Annotated in this window: 12 protein-coding genes, 1 tRNA gene, 1 riboswitch and 1 other annotated feature; of the genes, 3 read left to right on the top strand and 10 right to left on the bottom strand. The window is 50.8% G+C overall.

Annotated elements, in window-relative coordinates; translation table 11 throughout:
* Position 1: 1 nt before the first annotated feature.
* The 3 genes from B5F17_RS03950 to B5F17_RS03940 form a co-directional block, all read right to left on the bottom strand.
* Complete coding sequence (locus B5F17_RS03950) at positions 2-781, bottom strand: threonine/serine exporter family protein (protein WP_143287665.1); 780 nt, start codon at positions 779-781, stop codon at positions 2-4.
* A 112-nt stretch (positions 782-893) separates the two neighbouring features.
* On the bottom strand, positions 894-2147 hold the full coding sequence (locus tag B5F17_RS03945) for a 2-hydroxyacyl-CoA dehydratase (protein WP_016146692.1): 1254 nt from the start codon (positions 2145-2147) through the stop codon (positions 894-896).
* Positions 2131-5076, bottom strand: coding sequence for an acyl-CoA dehydratase activase (locus tag B5F17_RS03940; RefSeq protein ID WP_087371051.1), 2946 nt, complete (start codon positions 5074-5076; stop codon positions 2131-2133). The genes B5F17_RS03945 and B5F17_RS03940 overlap by 17 nt, the downstream gene beginning before the upstream one ends.
* Before the next feature lie 473 nt (positions 5077-5549).
* A riboswitch (SAM riboswitch) is annotated at positions 5550-5649 on the top strand.
* 87 nt (positions 5650-5736) lie between these two features.
* Between B5F17_RS03940 and metK the strand changes: the two genes are divergently transcribed.
* The 3 genes from metK to feoB all read left to right on the top strand — a co-directional run bounded on the left by metK (position 5737) and on the right by feoB (position 9141).
* The gene (gene metK / locus B5F17_RS03935; RefSeq protein ID WP_087371048.1) at positions 5737-6924 is read left to right on the top strand and encodes a methionine adenosyltransferase; all 1188 of its coding nucleotides are present in this window, start codon (positions 5737-5739) and stop codon (positions 6922-6924) included.
* Between the two features lie 129 nt (positions 6925-7053).
* Complete coding sequence (locus B5F17_RS03930; protein WP_087371045.1) at positions 7054-7287, top strand: FeoA family protein; 234 nt, start codon at positions 7054-7056, stop codon at positions 7285-7287.
* Positions 7288-9141, top strand: coding sequence for a ferrous iron transporter B (gene feoB, locus B5F17_RS03925; protein ID WP_087371042.1), 1854 nt, complete (start codon positions 7288-7290; stop codon positions 9139-9141).
* A 56-nt stretch (positions 9142-9197) separates the two neighbouring features.
* On the opposite strand, the gene B5F17_RS03920 is transcribed toward feoB, so the two are convergent.
* The 7 genes from B5F17_RS03920 to B5F17_RS03890 form a co-directional block, all read right to left on the bottom strand.
* Positions 9198-11594 carry an ATP-dependent helicase gene (locus B5F17_RS03920; protein ID WP_087371039.1) on the bottom strand — a complete coding sequence of 799 codons (2397 nt, stop codon included), beginning with the start codon at positions 11592-11594 and terminating at the stop codon, positions 9198-9200.
* Positions 11595-11712: 118 nt separating this feature from the next.
* The gene (locus tag B5F17_RS03915) at positions 11713-12378 is read right to left on the bottom strand and encodes a sigma-70 family RNA polymerase sigma factor (protein WP_016146698.1); all 666 of its coding nucleotides are present in this window, start codon (positions 12376-12378) and stop codon (positions 11713-11715) included.
* Positions 12371-12817 carry an anti-sigma F factor gene (spoIIAB, locus tag B5F17_RS03910; RefSeq protein WP_087371036.1) on the bottom strand — a complete coding sequence of 149 codons (447 nt, stop codon included), beginning with the start codon at positions 12815-12817 and terminating at the stop codon, positions 12371-12373. The genes B5F17_RS03915 and spoIIAB overlap by 8 nt, the downstream gene beginning before the upstream one ends.
* Positions 12805-13143 (bottom strand): STAS domain-containing protein, encoded by a 339-nt coding sequence (locus B5F17_RS03905; RefSeq protein ID WP_087371033.1) that lies wholly within the window; start codon positions 13141-13143, stop codon positions 12805-12807. The genes spoIIAB and B5F17_RS03905 overlap by 13 nt, the downstream gene beginning before the upstream one ends.
* A gap of 59 nt (positions 13144-13202) precedes the next feature.
* Entirely contained in the window at positions 13203-14489 is a 1287-nt protein-coding gene (locus tag B5F17_RS03900) for a bifunctional folylpolyglutamate synthase/dihydrofolate synthase (protein ID WP_162608067.1), read from the bottom strand.
* Positions 14490-14548: 59 nt separating this feature from the next.
* Positions 14549-17179 (bottom strand): valine--tRNA ligase, encoded by a 2631-nt coding sequence (locus B5F17_RS03895; RefSeq protein ID WP_087371027.1) that lies wholly within the window; start codon positions 17177-17179, stop codon positions 14549-14551.
* Positions 17180-17273: 94 nt separating this feature from the next.
* Positions 17274-17493 (bottom strand) — a binding site (T-box leader).
* 18 nt (positions 17494-17511) lie between these two features.
* Positions 17512-17585 (bottom strand) — tRNA-Cys (locus B5F17_RS03890).
* Positions 17586-17592 lie beyond the last annotated feature (7 nt).

The raw sequence follows: 17592 nt of genomic DNA, 5'->3' as shown, positions 1-17592 counted from the left end.
GTCAAAACACCCCCAGAAGCAGCGTGCGCATTCCAAGCGGTATGGCCGCACCGGCTGCGATACCGGCTGCAATCAGGAGCGCTTCGGAAAAGCGGCTGATTCCAGCCATGAAGTCACCGGCAATCATGTCGCGAATGGAGTTAGTCATCAATAAACCGGGAACCAGAGGCATGATAGAACCGATGATTACAACATCGTAGTTGTGTCCGAACCCTACGGCAACGCCTAACAGTGCAGCCAAACTAATCCATACACCACCGAGCAGGTTGGTAAACAGTGCGTGCATATACAGTCGTTCGGTGTATGAGACGAGGGTTTGAAGCAAAAAGCCAATTATGAATGCTAGAAGTCCTTCGGTGAAGCTGCCGCCGAAGAGCAGCGTGAAAAAAGCAGCGACACCACCGCAGGCAAAATACTGAACCTGTTTGGAGTATTGCGGACGCGCCTCAATCTGCTGCAGGTCTTTTTGAAATTGACCGTAAGAAGCCGGGCAGGTGCACACCGCACGGCAAAGTCCGTTAAGCGCGGCTACTTTGTCCAGATCGGTTCCGCGCTGTTTGATTCGGCTGGTCTGTGTGAGAATCTCTTCTTCGTCGATACGAATGGTGGCGATGATCGCCGTGGGAACCGCGTACACATCGGCACTCTGTGCGCCGTAAGACAGACACATGCGCTCAATGGATTCTTCTACGCGATAAATTTCTGCACCGCATTCCAGCAGACGGCGACCGAGCAGCAGCGCACAGCTTAACAGCTCGGCCGATGTCATACATGTAATCAATCGGGTACTCCTCCCCTTTCAATAACCTTTTGTCACATTCAGCATACCTTGTTTGCTCTATAAAGTCAATGAAAAAAAGAGCCGCCATAAGGCGACTCTTTGCAGCAAACGATCAGCTTTCTGCCGAAGACAGCATGAGCTTAATACGGTTTTCCTGATTGATTTTGGATGCACTGGGGTCGTAGTCGACGGCAACAATGTTTGCCTGCGGGTAATGCTCACGAATTTTACGAATCATACCCTTGCCGGCAATGTGGTTCGGCAAACAGCCAAAGGGCTGCGTGCAGACGATGTTGTTGACGCCCTCGGTGATGAGTTCGACCATCTCAGCGGGAAGCAGCCAGCCCTCACCCATCTTGACGCCCTGACCGATAATTTGCTGAGACAGCTTGCGCACCTCATCAAACTTTGCGGGTGCACGGAACTTTCCGTGCTGTTCAATCAGACGAATCATGTCCTTCTGCTTACCCAACACAAAGTGATACAGCATCTGGTTGCGCATAGCGACCTTGGAGGAACGGCCATACAGTTCGTGGTCAATGACACCGTTGTAAATGCTGTACAGGCAGAAGTCCATCAGACCGGGCAGAACGGGCTCGCAGTTTTCTGCAACCAGAAAGTCTTCCAGATGGTTGTTGCCCAGCGGCGAGAACTTAACGTAAATCTCACCGACAACACCAACCTTCTTTTTGGGTTTGGAGTGGTCGAGCTTGACCTTGCCGAACACTTCCAGAACAAAGCGGTACAGTCGACGTACTTCACTGTAATGGATGAAACGATTTCCGGTGAAGCGCTCGGTGATGGTCTTCATGCACAGTTCGACCGCTTTCTGGGAACTTCCGGGAACAACCTCATAGGGGCGGCACTGATTATAAATCTGCATAATCAGATCGCCGACCAATACACCGTAAGCAACCTGAAGCAGCATCTGCGGGGTCAGCTTGAATCCGGGATTGTCTTCCAGACCGGAGAAGTTCAGTGAAATAACCGGAATGTAAGAGTAACCGTTGTTGACCAGTGCCTTACGCATCAGATGGATATAGTTGGAGGCACGGCAGCCGCCGCCGGTCTGCGGCAGAATCAGAGCGATCTTGTGCGTGTCGTACTTTCCGCTCTCGATGGCATCCATCAGCTGGCCGATGACCAGCAGAGCGGGATAACAGGTATCGTTGTGGACGTTTTTCAGTCCCTGATCGACAATGCCGGGGCCTTCGGTGTCCAACAGTTCCATGTTGAATCCATAATTGCGCATCAGCTGGCAGATCAGACCGAGCTGAATGGGCAGCATGTTGGGCACTAAGATCGTATAATCTTTTTTCATTTCTACCGTAAACGGTACATGAACGTAATTATTGTTGTTTTGCAAGTTTTTTGCCCTCCTCAATGGCGGCCAGCATACTGCGAATACGGATCTTGGCAGCGCCAAGGTTGTTGATCTCGTCAATTTTGAGCTGGGTGTAAATCTTGCCGCCGGATTCTACGATCGAGCGAATTTCGTCGGTCGTGATCGCGTCAATACCGCATCCGAAGGAAACCAGCTGAATGAGCTGTGCATTCGGCTTGTGCACGACATAGTTTGCAGCGGAATACATACGAGAGTGGTACGTCCACTGGTTGAGAACGTGCACTTCAGGCTCTTCAGCCAGATTCCACACGGCATCTTCCGAAACGATGACCATGCCGTAAGATGCGATCATCTGGTTGAGACCGTGGTTGATCTCAGGATCGATGTGGTACGGACGACCGACAATGACAGCCAGCTCCAGACCATTCTCGTCCGCGTATGCGATTGCCTGACGGCCTTGCTCGCGAACGGCTGCATAATAAGCATCCAGTGCACGGTAAGCCGCATCGGAAGCGCGTACAATGTCCTTTTTCTTCAGACGCGGATACTTCTTGCAGAAGAACTTGATCGCCTGCGTCTGGAAACGCTTGGGATCTACCAGCTCAAAGTACGGCATCATAAAATCGAGAGATTGCAGCCCTGTGACATTTGCTTCGAGCAGCTCGGGATAGTATGCAACAACCGGGCAGTTATAGCAGTTCGAAGCACGGCCCTCGTCCAAATTGTAGGTCATACACGGATAGAAAATAGAATGAACACCTTTTTCAATCAGGTTTTCAATGTGACCGTGTACGAGCTTTGCCGGATAGCAGACGGTATCGGAAGGAATGGAGTGCTGACCCTGCATGTACATCTCGCGAGAGGACGGGTCGCTGACAACGACTTCAAATCCCAATTCGCCTAAGAATGCATTCCAGAACGGAAGCAGTTCGTAGAAGTTCAAACCGAACGGAATACCGATCTTTTCGCCACCGGTTTTGGTCGGCAGATTGCGCAGATATTCATACTTCCACTTGTAAAGATCGGGCAAATCCATAGCCTTGTTTTTGCCGAGCGGGCGCTCACAGCGGTTGCCGGAGATAAAGCGACGGCCACCCGGGAAACTGTTGACAGTCAGGCTGCAATGGTTGGTGCACAGACCGCAGCGAACGTTGCTGACGGTGTGCGAGAAGTGGCTCAGCTCTTCGGGCAGAATCAAAGAGGTCTGCTCGGGGCAGTTATCCTTTGCGTGAAGTGCAGCACCGTAAGCACCCATCAGACCGGAAATTGCAGGGCGAGTGACTTCACGGCCGATTTCCTGCTCAAACGAGCGCAGAATCGCATCGTTGAGGAAGGTACCGCCCTGTACAACGATGTGCTTGCCCAGATCGTCCGGAGAATGCGCACGAATAACCTTGTAAAGTGCGTTCTTAACGACAGAAACCGACAGACCGGACGAGATCATATCGATCGAAGCGCCATCTTTCTGCGCCTGCTTGACCGAAGAGTTCATAAAGACGGTGCAGCGGGAGCCAAGATCGATGGGATGCTCAGAGAACAGACCGAGCTTGCAGAACTCCTCAATGGAATAGCCCATAGAGCGTGCAAATGTCTCGATGAAGGAACCGCAGCCCGAGGAACATGCCTCGTTGAGGAAAATGTTATCAATACAGTTATTGCGAATCTTAAAGCATTTGATATCCTGACCACCGATATCGATGATAAAGTCAACTTCGGGACAGAAATGACGTGCGGCACGGAAGTGTGCAACGGTCTCGACCAGACCATGATCTACACCGAACGCGTTCTGAATCAGCGCTTCACCATAGCCGGTGACAGCCGAGGACAGAATATGGACACGGTCGCCGCAAAGCTCATACAGCTTGTTCAGCTGCTGCTCGATGACATCAACCGGATTGCCCTTGTTGGGAGAATAGTGGTGATACAGAATCTGATTGTCTTCGCTGATTAAGACGAGTTTCGTGGTCGTCGAGCCGCAGTCAATACCCAGATAAGCGTTACCCTCGTACATGGTAACGTTCTTGGTCATGACGTCGTGCTTGCTGTGACGTGCAGAGAACTCGCGGTACTCTTCCTGTGATGTAAAGAGCGGCGGCAGATAGTTGCTGACCGCGGGTACACCGGCAGCCTGCTCCAGCGTTTGCAGCAGATCGGTATAGGTGTAAGATGCTTGCGTATCCTTTGCGTACTCCGCAGCACCGGCTGCGATAGCATAGGGTGCAAGATCCGGGAAATGAGCATGCTCATCGTCCAGCTTCAGCGTCTCGCGGAAGCGATTCTGAAGACCCTTAAAGAAAAACAGCGGGCCGCCAAGGAAAAGAATGTCACCAGCGACCTGGCGTCCCTGTGCCAGACCACCCAAAGTCTGGTTGACAACCGCCTGGAAAATGGAAGCGGCAACGTCTTCCTTGCGAGCACCCTCATTGAGCAGAGGCTGAATATCGGACTTTGCGAAAACGCCGCAGCGCGAAGCGATGGTGTAAATGCGCTCTGCATGCAGACTAAGTTCGTCGAGTTCGGTCGGTGTGACATCGAGCAGTACAGCCATCTGATCGATGAACGCACCGGTGCCACCGGCGCAGGAACCGTTCATACGCTCTTCCAGCTGACCGGATAAGAAAATAATTTTAGCGTCCTCACCGCCAAGCTCGATGACAACATCGGCTTGCGGCACATGTACGCCAACAGCCTTGCGCGTCGCGAAGACTTCCTGTACGAAATCCACGCCGCTGGCCTTGGCCATGCCCAGACCGGCAGAACCGGTGATTGCGACATGCAGCGTATCCTGGCCAATGATTTCCTGGGCTGCACGCAGCATTTCGCATGCTTTTTCGCGTACTTTGGAGAAGTGACGCTCGTATCGTTTATAGATGATCTGACCGGCGCGCACCGCGACCAGTTTGACCGTTGTGGAACCGATATCGATTCCGAGATAAGTAGTGGTGTTCATAAATCGCTCCCCGTTCGCTCTATTGACCAATTGGAAAGATTCAGTCATACTTTTTGCACTTGCCCAAATGAAATACGGGTATGCAAGAGAATATACTCATGGTACAACTTTCAATTTTCAAAGTCAATTTGAATGTTTGCCATAATCAATCGATCAAAATAGGATGAATTTTGACGAAGCAAACAGAAAAAAGTCCTGTCATAACGCTATGAGATCGATTCCATGATACCATAGGATCAAAGGCTTAACGTTTGACAGGCTGATATACATATTTAATATAACACACGCTGCGCGAATTTTCCAGCACTAACCTTCTCGATTTTACAAGATTTTTACACGAAAATGCGCAAAAGATTATAACCAGCTGTATCAAGAACAAGAATCGGACTATTTTCTGAAAAAAATATGGACATGTCGCTACTTGACAAAAGACGACACAGCCGGTATAATATAGCCACTTTAAAAAATAGCATACCTTATCAAGAGTGGTGGAGGGATCGGCCCTATGAAACCCGGCAACCTGCAAGGACTTGTAAGGTGCCAAATCCGGCGGTAGTATCGTAAAGATGAGGCTTCGATCAGCGAATGTGCTCCCGCCTGTCGGGAGCTTTTCTTTTGCTCTGAGGTATGCGCGACTGGAAGAAAGGAATTTTTAACATTATGGCAAGACATCTGTTTACCTCTGAGTCTGTTACTGAAGGCCATCCGGATAAAATCTGTGACCAGATTTCGGATGCTGTTCTGGACGCGATCTATGCACAGGACCCCAGCGCACGTGTTGCTTGTGAGACCACTGTGACCACCGGTATTGTTTCGGTTATGGGTGAGATCACCACCAACTGCTACGTCGATATTCCGAAGATCGCACGTTCGGTCATCGAGGATATCGGTTATACCCGTGCAAAGTATGGTTTTGACGCAAACACCTGCGCAGTTGTGACTTCTATCGACGAGCAGTCTGCGGACATCGCACTGGGCGTTGACAACTCTCTCGAGCGCAAGGAAGGCGATGCAGACGCAGCACTGGAAAATGGCGCAGGCGATCAGGGCATGATGTTCGGTTATGCTTGCGATGAGACTCCGGAGCTGATGCCCCTTCCCATCTCGCTGGCACACAAGATGGCAAAGCGCCTGACCGAAGTGCGCAAGAACGGTACCCTGCCCTACCTCCGTCCGGACGGTAAGACCCAGGTCACCATCGAGTACGATGAGAACAACCGTCCTGCTCGCGTAGAGGCAATTGTTGTTTCTTCGCAGCACGCACCTGAGGTTTCCCTCGAGCAGATTCGTGCAGACATCACCGAGCAGGTTATCCGTGCAACCGTTCCGGCAGAGCTGCTCGACGACAAGACCAAGATTTACGTAAACCCGACCGGTCGTTTTGTAATTGGCGGACCGCAGGGTGACTCCGGTCTGACCGGCCGTAAGATCATCGTTGATACCTACGGCGGCATCGGCCGTCATGGCGGCGGTGCATTCTCCGGTAAGGACCCGACTAAGGTTGACCGTTCGGCAGCATACGCAGCACGTTATGTTGCGAAGAATGTTGTTGCAGCAGGTTTTGCTAGCCGCTGCGAGGTTCAGCTGGCATACGCGATCGGCGTTGCAGAGCCGGTATCGATCATGGTCGACACCTTTGGCACCGGTAAGGTAGACGAGGCAAAGCTGGAAGCTGCAATCGAGAAGGTATTCGACCTGCGTCCGGCTGCAATCATTAAGGATCTGGAGCTGCGCCGCCCGATCTATCGTAAGCTGGCAGCTTACGGCCACATGGGTCGTGAAGATCTGGGCGTTCGCTGGGAGGATACCGATAAGGTAGATGCTCTGCGTGCTGCACTGGCAGAATAAAATAAGATTAAACATTTATGGGGAGCGTTTCCACTGGGAGACGCTCCCCTTTTTGCACCGAAGTTTGGTTTGCTGCATACGCTGGCGTAGATAGAAAACGTAATAACCAGCGAAAGGATGGATGAACTTATGGCATGTTGCAAAAGCAGTTTGTCACAGATGACAGCCGGGCAGCAAGCTGTCATTGGCCGAATCGAGGTGCCGGAAGCACTGGCTGAGCGTTTGACAGCTTTGGGGATTTTGGAAGGAACCGCGGTAAAATGTCTGGGTGCGGGGCCTCTCGGTGATCCGGTTGCCTATGAGATAAGAAGAACGGTCATCGCCCTGCGGCGTGCGGACTGCATGGGAATAGAGGTGTGCTAGATGGCGGAGCGCATCTTCGCGGGGAAAATAGCGCTCGCAGGCAATCCGAATGTGGGAAAAAGTACGGTTTTTAACGCCTTGACCCATTTGCACCAACATACCGGGAACTGGACGGGCAAGACCATTACCTGTGCCAATGGCATTGTACGATGGAATGGAAAGACGTTCTGTTTGGTCGATCTGCCGGGAACATACGCACTGCATTCACATGCGGCGGAAGAAGATTCTGCTCGCGAATTTTTGCAGTCGAACACAGCAGATTGCATTATCATCGTCGTGGACGCAACGTGTCTGGAACGCAATCTGATTTTTGCGCTGCAAATTTTATCTATGACTCAAAGAGCAGTGTTATGCCTTAATTTAATGGATGAGGCACGAAAAAAGAGCATTTCTATTGATGTTCCTGCGCTTGAAAAACGGTTGGGAATTCCGGTGGTACCATGTACCGCAGCTACGGGTAAAGGCTTGGATCACCTGATGGAGACCGTAGAAACACTGGTTGAGAACAACAGCATAAAGACCACAGATCAGAAAAACGTTACGGAGTTCCCTCCCCTGTCATCCTTTGTTCATGCAGCCGAGCAGATTGCAGCAGAAACCGTTACGGTGGATGCGAGAATACCTGACCGAGACCGTAGAATTGATGCGATTCTGACAAGCCGTCGTTATGGCATTCCGATTATGCTTGCGCTCATTGCGCTTGTGTTCTTTTTGACCATTACCGGTGCAAATGTACCATCGGAATGGCTGTCTTACCTTCTGTTTGCATGCGCACAGCCGCTCAATGACTTGATTACATGGCTGGGCGCGCCCGAGTGGCTGCGCGCCATGTTGATTGATGGTGGATGGAATGTATTAGCATCCGTTGTGTCAGTCATGCTGCCGCCAATGGCGATCTTCTTTCCCCTCTTTACTTGCTTGGAAGACATCGGATATTTGCCACGTATTGCGTTTAATCTGGATCATGTATTTTGCAAAGCGCGTACATGTGGAAAGCAAGTGTTGACGCTCTGTATGGGACTGGGATGTAATGCAGCTGGTGTGGTGGGATGCCGCATTATAGATTCCGAGCGTGACCGAATGATTGCCATTTTGACCAATACGATGGTGCCCTGTAATGGACGTTTTCCGGCGATTATCAGCCTGATTACCCTGTTTATTGTCGGAACGACCCAGTCCAACGCAAAAACATTTCTACTCGCTGCGATCAGCTTGACCTGTGTGGTAATAGTGGGTGTTTTTATGACACTGGTCGCTTCGTGGCTTTTATCCAAAACCATTTTAAAGGGCATGCCTTCGGCCTTTTTTCTAGAGCTTCCGCCATATCGCAGACCGCAGGTTGGAAAGATTATTGTACGATCATTGCGAGATCGCACCATGTTTGTTCTGCTACGTGCTGTGTGCGTTGCAGCCCCTGCGGGATTGCTGATCTGGTGCATTGGAAATATACAAGTGGGTTCGGATACACTACTGACCATTTTTGCAGGTGCGTTAGACCCGTTTGCACGATGGATTGGCCTAGATGGCATGATCTTATTGGCCTTTATCTTGGGCTTTCCGGCAAATGAAATTGTGATTCCGCTTGTTCTCATGGGGTATCTCTCTTCTGGAACTTTAGTTGAGATCAACCAGTTATCCGATTTGGCCGCCTTGTTGGCTCAAAACGGTTGGACATCGGTGACTGCGGTATGTTTTATCCTGTTTTCTCTTTTCCATTGGCCGTGTTCTACAACCTGCTTGACCATTCGGAAGGAAACTGGAAGCACAAAATGGATGCTGATTGGTATGATTTTACCGACTCTGTTTGGTGTCACCTTGTGTTTTATCGTGCACAGCATATCGGTATTGTTATAAATATCCATAAGAAAAAGACCTTCAAATGCCAAAATGGGATTGAAGGTCTTTTGTGTTTAGATCTTATGCATAAACTGCGAAGCAGACTTAGCCATCAACCGCTTGGTACCCTTGGATGTAAAAGCGATTTCGAGCAGTTGATCACCGCCCATGGGCTTGACCGAAGTAATCATACCCTCGCCGAATGCCTTGTGCATCACGCGATCACCACATGCAAAGGTAGGAACAGACGAAGCGGTCATGGACGACTGCAAAGCAGAAGCCGAACGATAGGATTGATTGACCGTAGAGCGCGGGCGATATGCTTTTTTCTGCGCTTGTTCCGCTTCAGCCTGACGTGCACGTTCGGTCAAGTTGGAATCCAGCAACTCTGCGGGAATTTCCTGCAAGAAGCGGGACGGACGTGCATATCTGGTTTGGCCGTACATCAGTCGGCGCTCTGCACAGGTTAGGTACAGCTGCTGCTTGGCGCGTGTGATTGCCACGTAGCACAGTCGACGCTCTTCTTCCAGATCTTCGTCGCTTTCGTCTGCGCGGAAGCTCGGGAACAAGCCGTCCTCCATACCGCACAGAAAAACGGTTGGGAATTCCAGACCTTTGGCCGAATGCATGGTCATCATCAGAACGGTATCATCCTCTTCTTCGTCCTGGTCGGCATCGGTATACAGTGCCATTTCTTCCAGAAATCCTGCAAGAGAAGGATCTTCGGCCTTGTTCTCGTATTCTACGATGTTGGACTTTAATTCCATAATGTTTTCCAGGCGCGAGCGGGATTCCATATCGTTCTTGTTCTCCAACGCCTCTTGATATCCGGACAGATCAAGCATTGCATCGTACAATTCGGACAGCGATGCAGTCTGCTGCATGTCGCGCAGTTCCTGCATCATGTCACCAAATCGCTTCATCGCAGCTGCACCGCGGCCAAGTTCACTGTATGCATCTGCATGGCTTACGATGTCGTAAAGCATGGTGTTGTGCTGTGCTGCGAGTTCCTCGGCAATTTCAACCGATCGAGCACCGATCTTTCGTGCCGGAACGTTGATGATGCGCTTGAGGCGCAGGGTATCAGACGGGTTTTCAATCACCCACAAGTATGCGAACATATCGCGAATTTCCGCACGGCTGAAGAAGTCGCGACCCTTGTAAATGCGGTACGGAATGGAGTTGCGGCGGAATGCCGACTCTACCGCATTGGAAAGGACGTTGTTGCGGTACAGAATGGCAAAATCGCTCCACTTGCAGCCCTTTGCAACGCCTTCCAGAATGCGTGCTGCGATGTACTGTGCTTCGCTTTCCTGTGTATCCGAGCGATGCAGTTTAATTTTGCTGCCGCCTTCCTGCTTGGTCCAGAGCTCCTTGCCTTTTCGGTTGACATTGTTGCGAATCAGTCCATTTGCCGCATCCAGAATGGTATTGGTGGAGCGATAATTCTGCTCCAAACGGATGGTGCGGGCATTTTTGAACTGCTTCTCAAATTCCAGAATATTGGTAATGGTCGCACCGCGGAACTTGTAAATAGACTGGTCATCATCGCCTACGACACAGATGTTTTGATAACCGCCTGCAAGCAGCGAAGTTAAAACATACTGTGCGTGGTTGGTGTCCTGATACTCGTCAACTAAGACGTAACGGAATTTGCGCTGATAGTGTTCCAGAATATCTGGATTATCCTGGAGCAGCTGCACCGTTTTCATGATGATGTCATCGAAGTCCAGTGCGTTATTTTCGCGCATTTCCTTTTCATACAGGGTATACAGATCAGCAATACGCCCCATGTAAAATTCGCTGCGCTGCTCGAGTGCAAAGGTACGCGGTGTGATGAGATTGTCCTTGGCGCGGCTGATTTCGCCCATGACCTTGCGTGCATCAAAGATTTTCTCATCCAGCTTTAACCGGCGGATCAAATCGGTGATGACACGTTTTTTATCATCTTCATCATAGATGGTAAAGGTGCGGTTGTATCCCAGACGCTCGATGTCACGGCGCAGAATACGAAGACAGCAAGTGTGGAACGTGTAGGCCCAGATCGCGGATGCATCTGCCTCGCCGACTGCACGGGTTAAGCGATCTTGCAGCTCGCGAGCGGCCTTGTTTGTGAATGTAATAGCAACGACTTCCCAAGGCTTTGCCGGAGAAACTGCACAGAGTTCCATCGCACGGGCCTGGTTTTCCGGTGTGGGATTGGCCATGTAGTCGGCTAAGAATGCGAGATCCTCCATCGTAGCGCCTGGCGTTGCATAGGGACTATCGTAACCGTGTCCAAAACGCAGGATATTGATAATGCGATGAATGAGCACCGTGGTCTTGCCGCTGCCGGCGCCAGCCAATACCAGTAGAGGCCCTTCAGTCTGAAAGACTGCTTCTCGCTGGCGGTCATTCATGCGGGAAAATACCTGCTCAATGACAGCTTTGCGCACGGATGCGAATTTTATGTCAAATTTTGTTGGTTCCATGGGAATATCCTCTCTTATGGTTCTGATCATACATCATTATACCATGTAAGGCGCGGTGTGTAAAAGAATTTCACAAGAGAAAAGAACCTGCAAGGAAAGCAGGTTCTTTTGATGGAGGTTATGAAATGAGTTCTTGACGTAAAAGATCGACTGCCTTATGTTCCAGACGTGAGATTTGTACTTGGGAGACGCCCAGAACGCGAGCGGTTTGCTGTTGGGTCATTTCTCGTCCGTATCGCATGGCGATGACCTGTGCTAAACGACTTGGAAGTTTAGAAATGGCCTGCTGAAGCGAAATGCGAGTGGTGATGTCTTCCTCGGGACTGCCAGAGGATAGAGTGTCTAAAAGACAGAAGTCTGATTCGCCTGCAGGACACTCTAGAGACTGCACCGGCTGAGCAGATTGGAGTGCAGCGGCGGTTTCCTCGATGGATAATCCAACGTGTGCGGCGAGCTCTGAGACGGTAATCGAACGGCCAGATTTGCGCTCCAAATCTTCCTGTGCTTGCCGTAGACGAAAAGATTGTTCCTGTAAGGTTCGACTGACCTTGACCGGGCCGTCATCGCGCAGATATCGTCTGATCTCACCTGCGATTTTGGGAACAGCATATGTAGAAAACTGTGTGCCATATTGAGGATCAAACCCACGAGCGGCCTTTAGTAAGCCGATGCAGCCAAGCTGATACAGGTCGTCGGTTTCCACACCGCGTCCTTGATAGCGGTGTACAATACTCCACACAAGACCGCTGTGTTCCTTAAGCACATTCGCCTCGCGATCAGTCATTGGCACCTGTCCCACGCCCGGTGATTTTGCGCAGCATGGTAACGGTGGTACCGCGTCCCACAGACGACCGGATTTTGAGCTTGTCCGAAAAACTTTCCATGATGGTAAAGCCCATTCCCGAACGCTCGCTGTTTCCGGTTGTGAAGAGTGGTTGACGTGCCTGGTCGATGTTGGGAATGCCGCAGCCATGATCTTTGACCTTGATCTCGATAAAATTTCCCTCAAGCAAGCGCGCACTGACCAGAATTTCACCGACTTGATCGCGGTAGCCATGTACGATGGCATTGGTGACGGCTTCGCTGACGACGGTTTTGATATCGTTGAGTTCTTCCAGTGTCGGATCAAGCTGAGCGACAAATGCGGCGACCGTCATGCGCGCAAATGCTTCGTTCACTGAATGACTGTCGAAGCGCACGGTCATTCGATTTAAGATCTGCATACTGCACCCTCCCCTGCTTGATCGATGAATTGAATTTTGCGCTCCAGATGAGCGGCGCGAAAAACACGCATTGCCTGCGGAGGGGTGTGCCGAATGGTCAGCGTGCGGCCGCTGTGTTCCAGTGAGCGATATAGGTTAACCGCCACAGCAAGTCCGGAGCTGTCCATAAAAGTGAGTCGGCTGAGGTCTAAAATGATCGATTCTTCCGGATACAAAGTAACGATACGATCAAGAGCATCAATGACGGTACGTGCACTGTGTTGATCGAGCTCGTCCACCAAGTAAACGACTAAATTGGTTCCTTCCCGTTCGTGTATAATCTGCATAAACTTTCACTCCAATGTCGTAATGAGTTGCTGTCGATGGCAGTGAATAGTATAGCAGATTAGAGAGAAATATTTTGCCCCTTCCTGTCAGCACGCAGAACTTCTTCTGCTTCTCCGACCAGATAAAGCGAACCACAGATCAGGATGAGATCATCCGGTGCAGCCTGTGTTTTTGCCTGTGCAATAGCCGCTGCGCAATCTTGACAAATCACCGTATCCTTACAAATAGGATGCATCAGTGCTGCCAACTCGTTTGCATCCATAGTGCGCTCGTTCTGCAACGGTGTAACATAGCATTTTTGCGCTGGAAAGTTAATTTCCTTTACAGCATCGTGGATTGATTTATCTTTGCACATGCCGATGACCAGGTGGATAGAACCTGTAATGTTAAATGACTTTACAGAAAATGAAAGTTTTCGAATTCCATCTGGATTGTGTCCGCCGTCTAATAATATACAGGGATTCGTTGCGCAAACTTGCATTCTGCCAGGAATATATGCAGAGAGCAAACCGTCAGAGATTGCTTGCTCAGAAATATGCCAACCTCTTGTTTTTAGCTGCTGTAAAGTAGTTAACACTGTCGATGCGTTGGAGACTTGGTAGAGTCCGGGTAAGGAAATTTGATAGGATTTTCCCTGCCAAATGAATTTAGAACCCGATAGATCAGCGAATATAATCTCTGCATCAGGAGCGATGATGAGATCGGGAGCGCTTGCTTTTAATTGCTCATATACTGCATCGGCTTGTCCATTCGATGTGATGTGAATGCTGCCCGGTTTGTAAATTCCGGCTTTCGTTCGGGCAATTTCCTCAACAGTATTTCCCAGCACTGCAGTGTGGTCGAGAGAAATCGAGGTAATGATGGCGGCTTCTGGAGGTGCAATAATATTCGTTGCATCGTATGAACCTCCAAGCCCGGTCTCCAGCACAACAATATCACAGTTTTGTTCCAGAAAGTACAGAAAGGCGATTGCAGTTACAAATTCGAACTCACCGATGTGCTCGTTTTCAGGAAGCGTCAGGGCGTTTGCAGCAGCCTGCACCTGCTCGAATAAACGACTCAAATCGGAGTCGGAAATCATAGTGCCATTGACACGAATGCGCTCGTGGAAGGTCACAAGGTAAGGCGAAGTGTATAGGCCGGTACGATAGCCTGCATGCTGTAATACCGATGCCAACATGGTAGCGGTACTGCCCTTTCCGTTGGTGCCGGCAATATGGATGAATTTCAACCGATCTTGCGGATTGCCCAACGCATCACATAATGCCCGGATGCGGTGCAGGCCGGGCTTGCCGGAAAAGCGTCCAAGTGCATGGATGCTTTCAACGGGAGAAAGTTGATTCAAGAGAATCCCTCCTTTTTGATAAAAAGAAAGAGCTCAATATGAGCCCTTTCTTGTCATGTTTACTTGAGTGCTGCCAGGCTTGCATCCAGCTTGGTCATCAGCTCTTCGAGCTTTGCAACCTTTTCGCGCTCCTGCTCTACGACAGCAGCCGGAGCCTTTGCGACAAAGCCAGGGTTGTTCAGCTTCTTGTTGACAAAGTCAAGATCCTTCTGAACCTTAGCCTTTTCCTTGTTCAGGCGCTCGCGCTCCTTCTCGAAGTCGATCAGCTCACCCATCGGCATGTATGCGGTTGCACCCTTGGTGACAACCGATACCATGGAGTCAGCATTTTCAGGCATAGCATCTGCGAAGATAACTTCGGATGCGTATGCGAGCTTGCTGAAGAACAGGATACCAGCCTCGTAAGCAGCACGCTCGTCGGTCAGCAGAATGACCTGTGCACGCTTGGAGGGCGGAACGTTCATCTCTGCACGGCGGGCACGGATAGCGCGGATGGTGTCCATCATGGTCTCAACCTGCTCGGCCTCAGCAGCGAAGCACAGCTCGGTCTGATACTCCGGCCACTTGGAAACCATGATCGACGGGCCCTCGTGCGGCAGAGCCTGCCAAATGCTCTCGGTGATGAAAGGCATGAAGGGATGCAGCAGCTGCATGGTGCCGCGCAGAACATAGCACAGAACCTTCTGCGCACGCTCGTTTGCTGCAACGTCGTCGTGATTCTGCAAACGCGGCTTTACGATCTCGATATACCAATCGCAGAAGTTGTCCCAGATGAAGTCGTACAGCTTCTGAACGGCGATACCCAGCTCATACTTATCGATATTCTCGGTAACTGCCTTGACCAGTTCGTTGTACTTGTGCAGAATCCACTTGTCTTCCAGTGCCAGATCAGCGGGAAGTTCTGCATTGTCGATGGTCAGGTTCATCTGGATAAAGCGGGACGCATTCCAGATTTTATTTGCAAAGTTACGGCTTGCCTCAACCTTTTCGGTGGAGAAACGCATATCGTTTCCGGGCGAGTTACCGGTAACCAGAGTAAAGCGCAGTGCGTCAGCGCCGTACTGTTCAATAATCTCCAGCGGGTCAATACCGTTGCCGAGCGACTTGGACATCTTGCGGCCCTGTGCGTCGCGTACCAGACCATGGATATAGACGGTCTTGAACGGCTCCTCGTGCATCTGCTCCATACCGGAGAAGATCATACGAGCAACCCAGAAGAAGATGATGTCATAACCGGTGACCAGAACCGAAGTCGGATAGAAGTAATCCAGCTCGCGGGTCTTTTCCGGCCAGCCGAGGGTCGAGAACGGCCACAGTGCAGAGGAGAACCAGGTATCCAGAACGTCCTCTTCCTGATGGATGTGCGTACCGCCGCACTTCGGGCAAACGGTAACATCTTCCTTGGCAACGGTCATTTCGCCGCAGTCCTCACAGTAGTAAGCCGGAATACGGTGACCCCACCACAGCTGACGGGAAATGCACCAGTCGTGAACATTTTCCATCCAACGCAGGTAGGTGTTTGCAAAACGACCGGGAACAAACTTGACGCGGCCATCATGAACAACGTCCATAGCGGGCTTTGCCAGCGGAGCCATCTTAACGAACCACTGTGCAGAGGTCATCGGCTCGACAGTGGTGCCGCAGCGATAGCAGGTGCCAACGTTGTGCTCGTGATCCTCGGTCTTGACGAGGTAACCGCCCTCTTCCAGATCGCGCAGAACAGCCTTGCGGCACTCGTAACGATCCAGACCCTGATACTTGCCGCCGTTTTCGTTAACCGTTGCGTCCTCGTTGAAGACCAGAATCTGCTCGAGGTTGTGACGCTGACCCATCTCAAAGTCGTTCGGGTCATGGCACGGGGTGGTCTTAACACAGCCGGTACCGAATTCCATATCTACGTAATCATCAGCGAAGATCGGAATTTCGCGGTTCATGATCGGCAGGATACAGGTCTTGCCAACCAGATGCTTGTAACGCTCGTCGTTGGGGTTGACTGCAACACCGGTATCGCCCATGAAGGTCTCAGGACGGGTAGTTGCAACAACAAGGTATTCATCGGAATCCTTGATCGGATACTTGATGTGCCACAGCTTGCCGGGCTGAGTTTCGTACTCAACCTCAGCGTCGGACAGTGCGGTTGCACAGTGCGGGCACCAGTTGATGATGCGGCTGCCCTTGTAGATCAGACCCTTTTCGTACAGGTTTACAAAGACTTCCTTAACAGCCTTAGAGCAACCCTCGTCCATGGTGAAGCGCTCGCGGCGCCAGTCACACGAAGAACCGAGCTTCTTGAGCTGAGAAATGATGCGGTTGCCATACTGGTGCTTCCAGTCCCAAACGCGCTTGAGGAACTCTTCACGACCCAGATCGTAACGGGTCTTGCCCTCGTTGACACGCAGGTTTTCTTCAACCTTGATCTGGGTTGCGATACCTGCATGGTCGGTGCCGGGCATCCAGAGTGCGGAATAGCCCTGCATACGCTTGGTACGGATCAGGATATCCTGAAGGGTCTCATCGAATGCATGACCCATGTGCAGCTGACCGGTAACGTTCGGGGGCGGGATGACGATGGTAAAGGGCTTCTTGTTCTCGTCTACCTCTGCGTTGAAGAACCCGGAATCGTTCCAGAACTGATACAGCTTGTCTTCTACGGCAGAGGGATCGTATGTCTTGGGAAGTTCGTTCGCCATTTAGATCTCTCCTTTTATGGTATTAAGATTTGATATTTTTGCAATTTCATGCCTCTGATGATAAATCAGAGAAATAAAAAACGGTTTCCGTCCCAAATAGGACGAAAACCGTAGATTTCCGTGGTACCACCTAAATTCGCAGCAGTTCTGCGCACTTTTCGCCGATAACGGGACGTCCCGGGAATATTTACTGAAATTCAATATTCCAGCTCCAAAGCGACCTTCCCTCTTCCCTGCCTGCAAACCTTGCACCAGATGGTTCGCTCTCTAAAAGACAGGCTATAAGAGGTACTCCTCTTTTTCACTGCATTTGCGATATTCACGAAAAGAAATGGAGGTACCACCCAGAATCGAACTGGGGATCAGGGAGTTGCAGTCCCACGCCTTACCGCTTGGCTATGGTACCAAATCAG

This window comes from Butyricicoccus pullicaecorum, assembly GCF_002160355.1.
GTDB lineage: Bacteria > Bacillota > Clostridia > Oscillospirales > Butyricicoccaceae > Butyricicoccus > Butyricicoccus pullicaecorum.
Note: the sequence above shows the minus strand (reverse complement) of the source record. Positions and strands in the feature narration are given on the sequence as shown.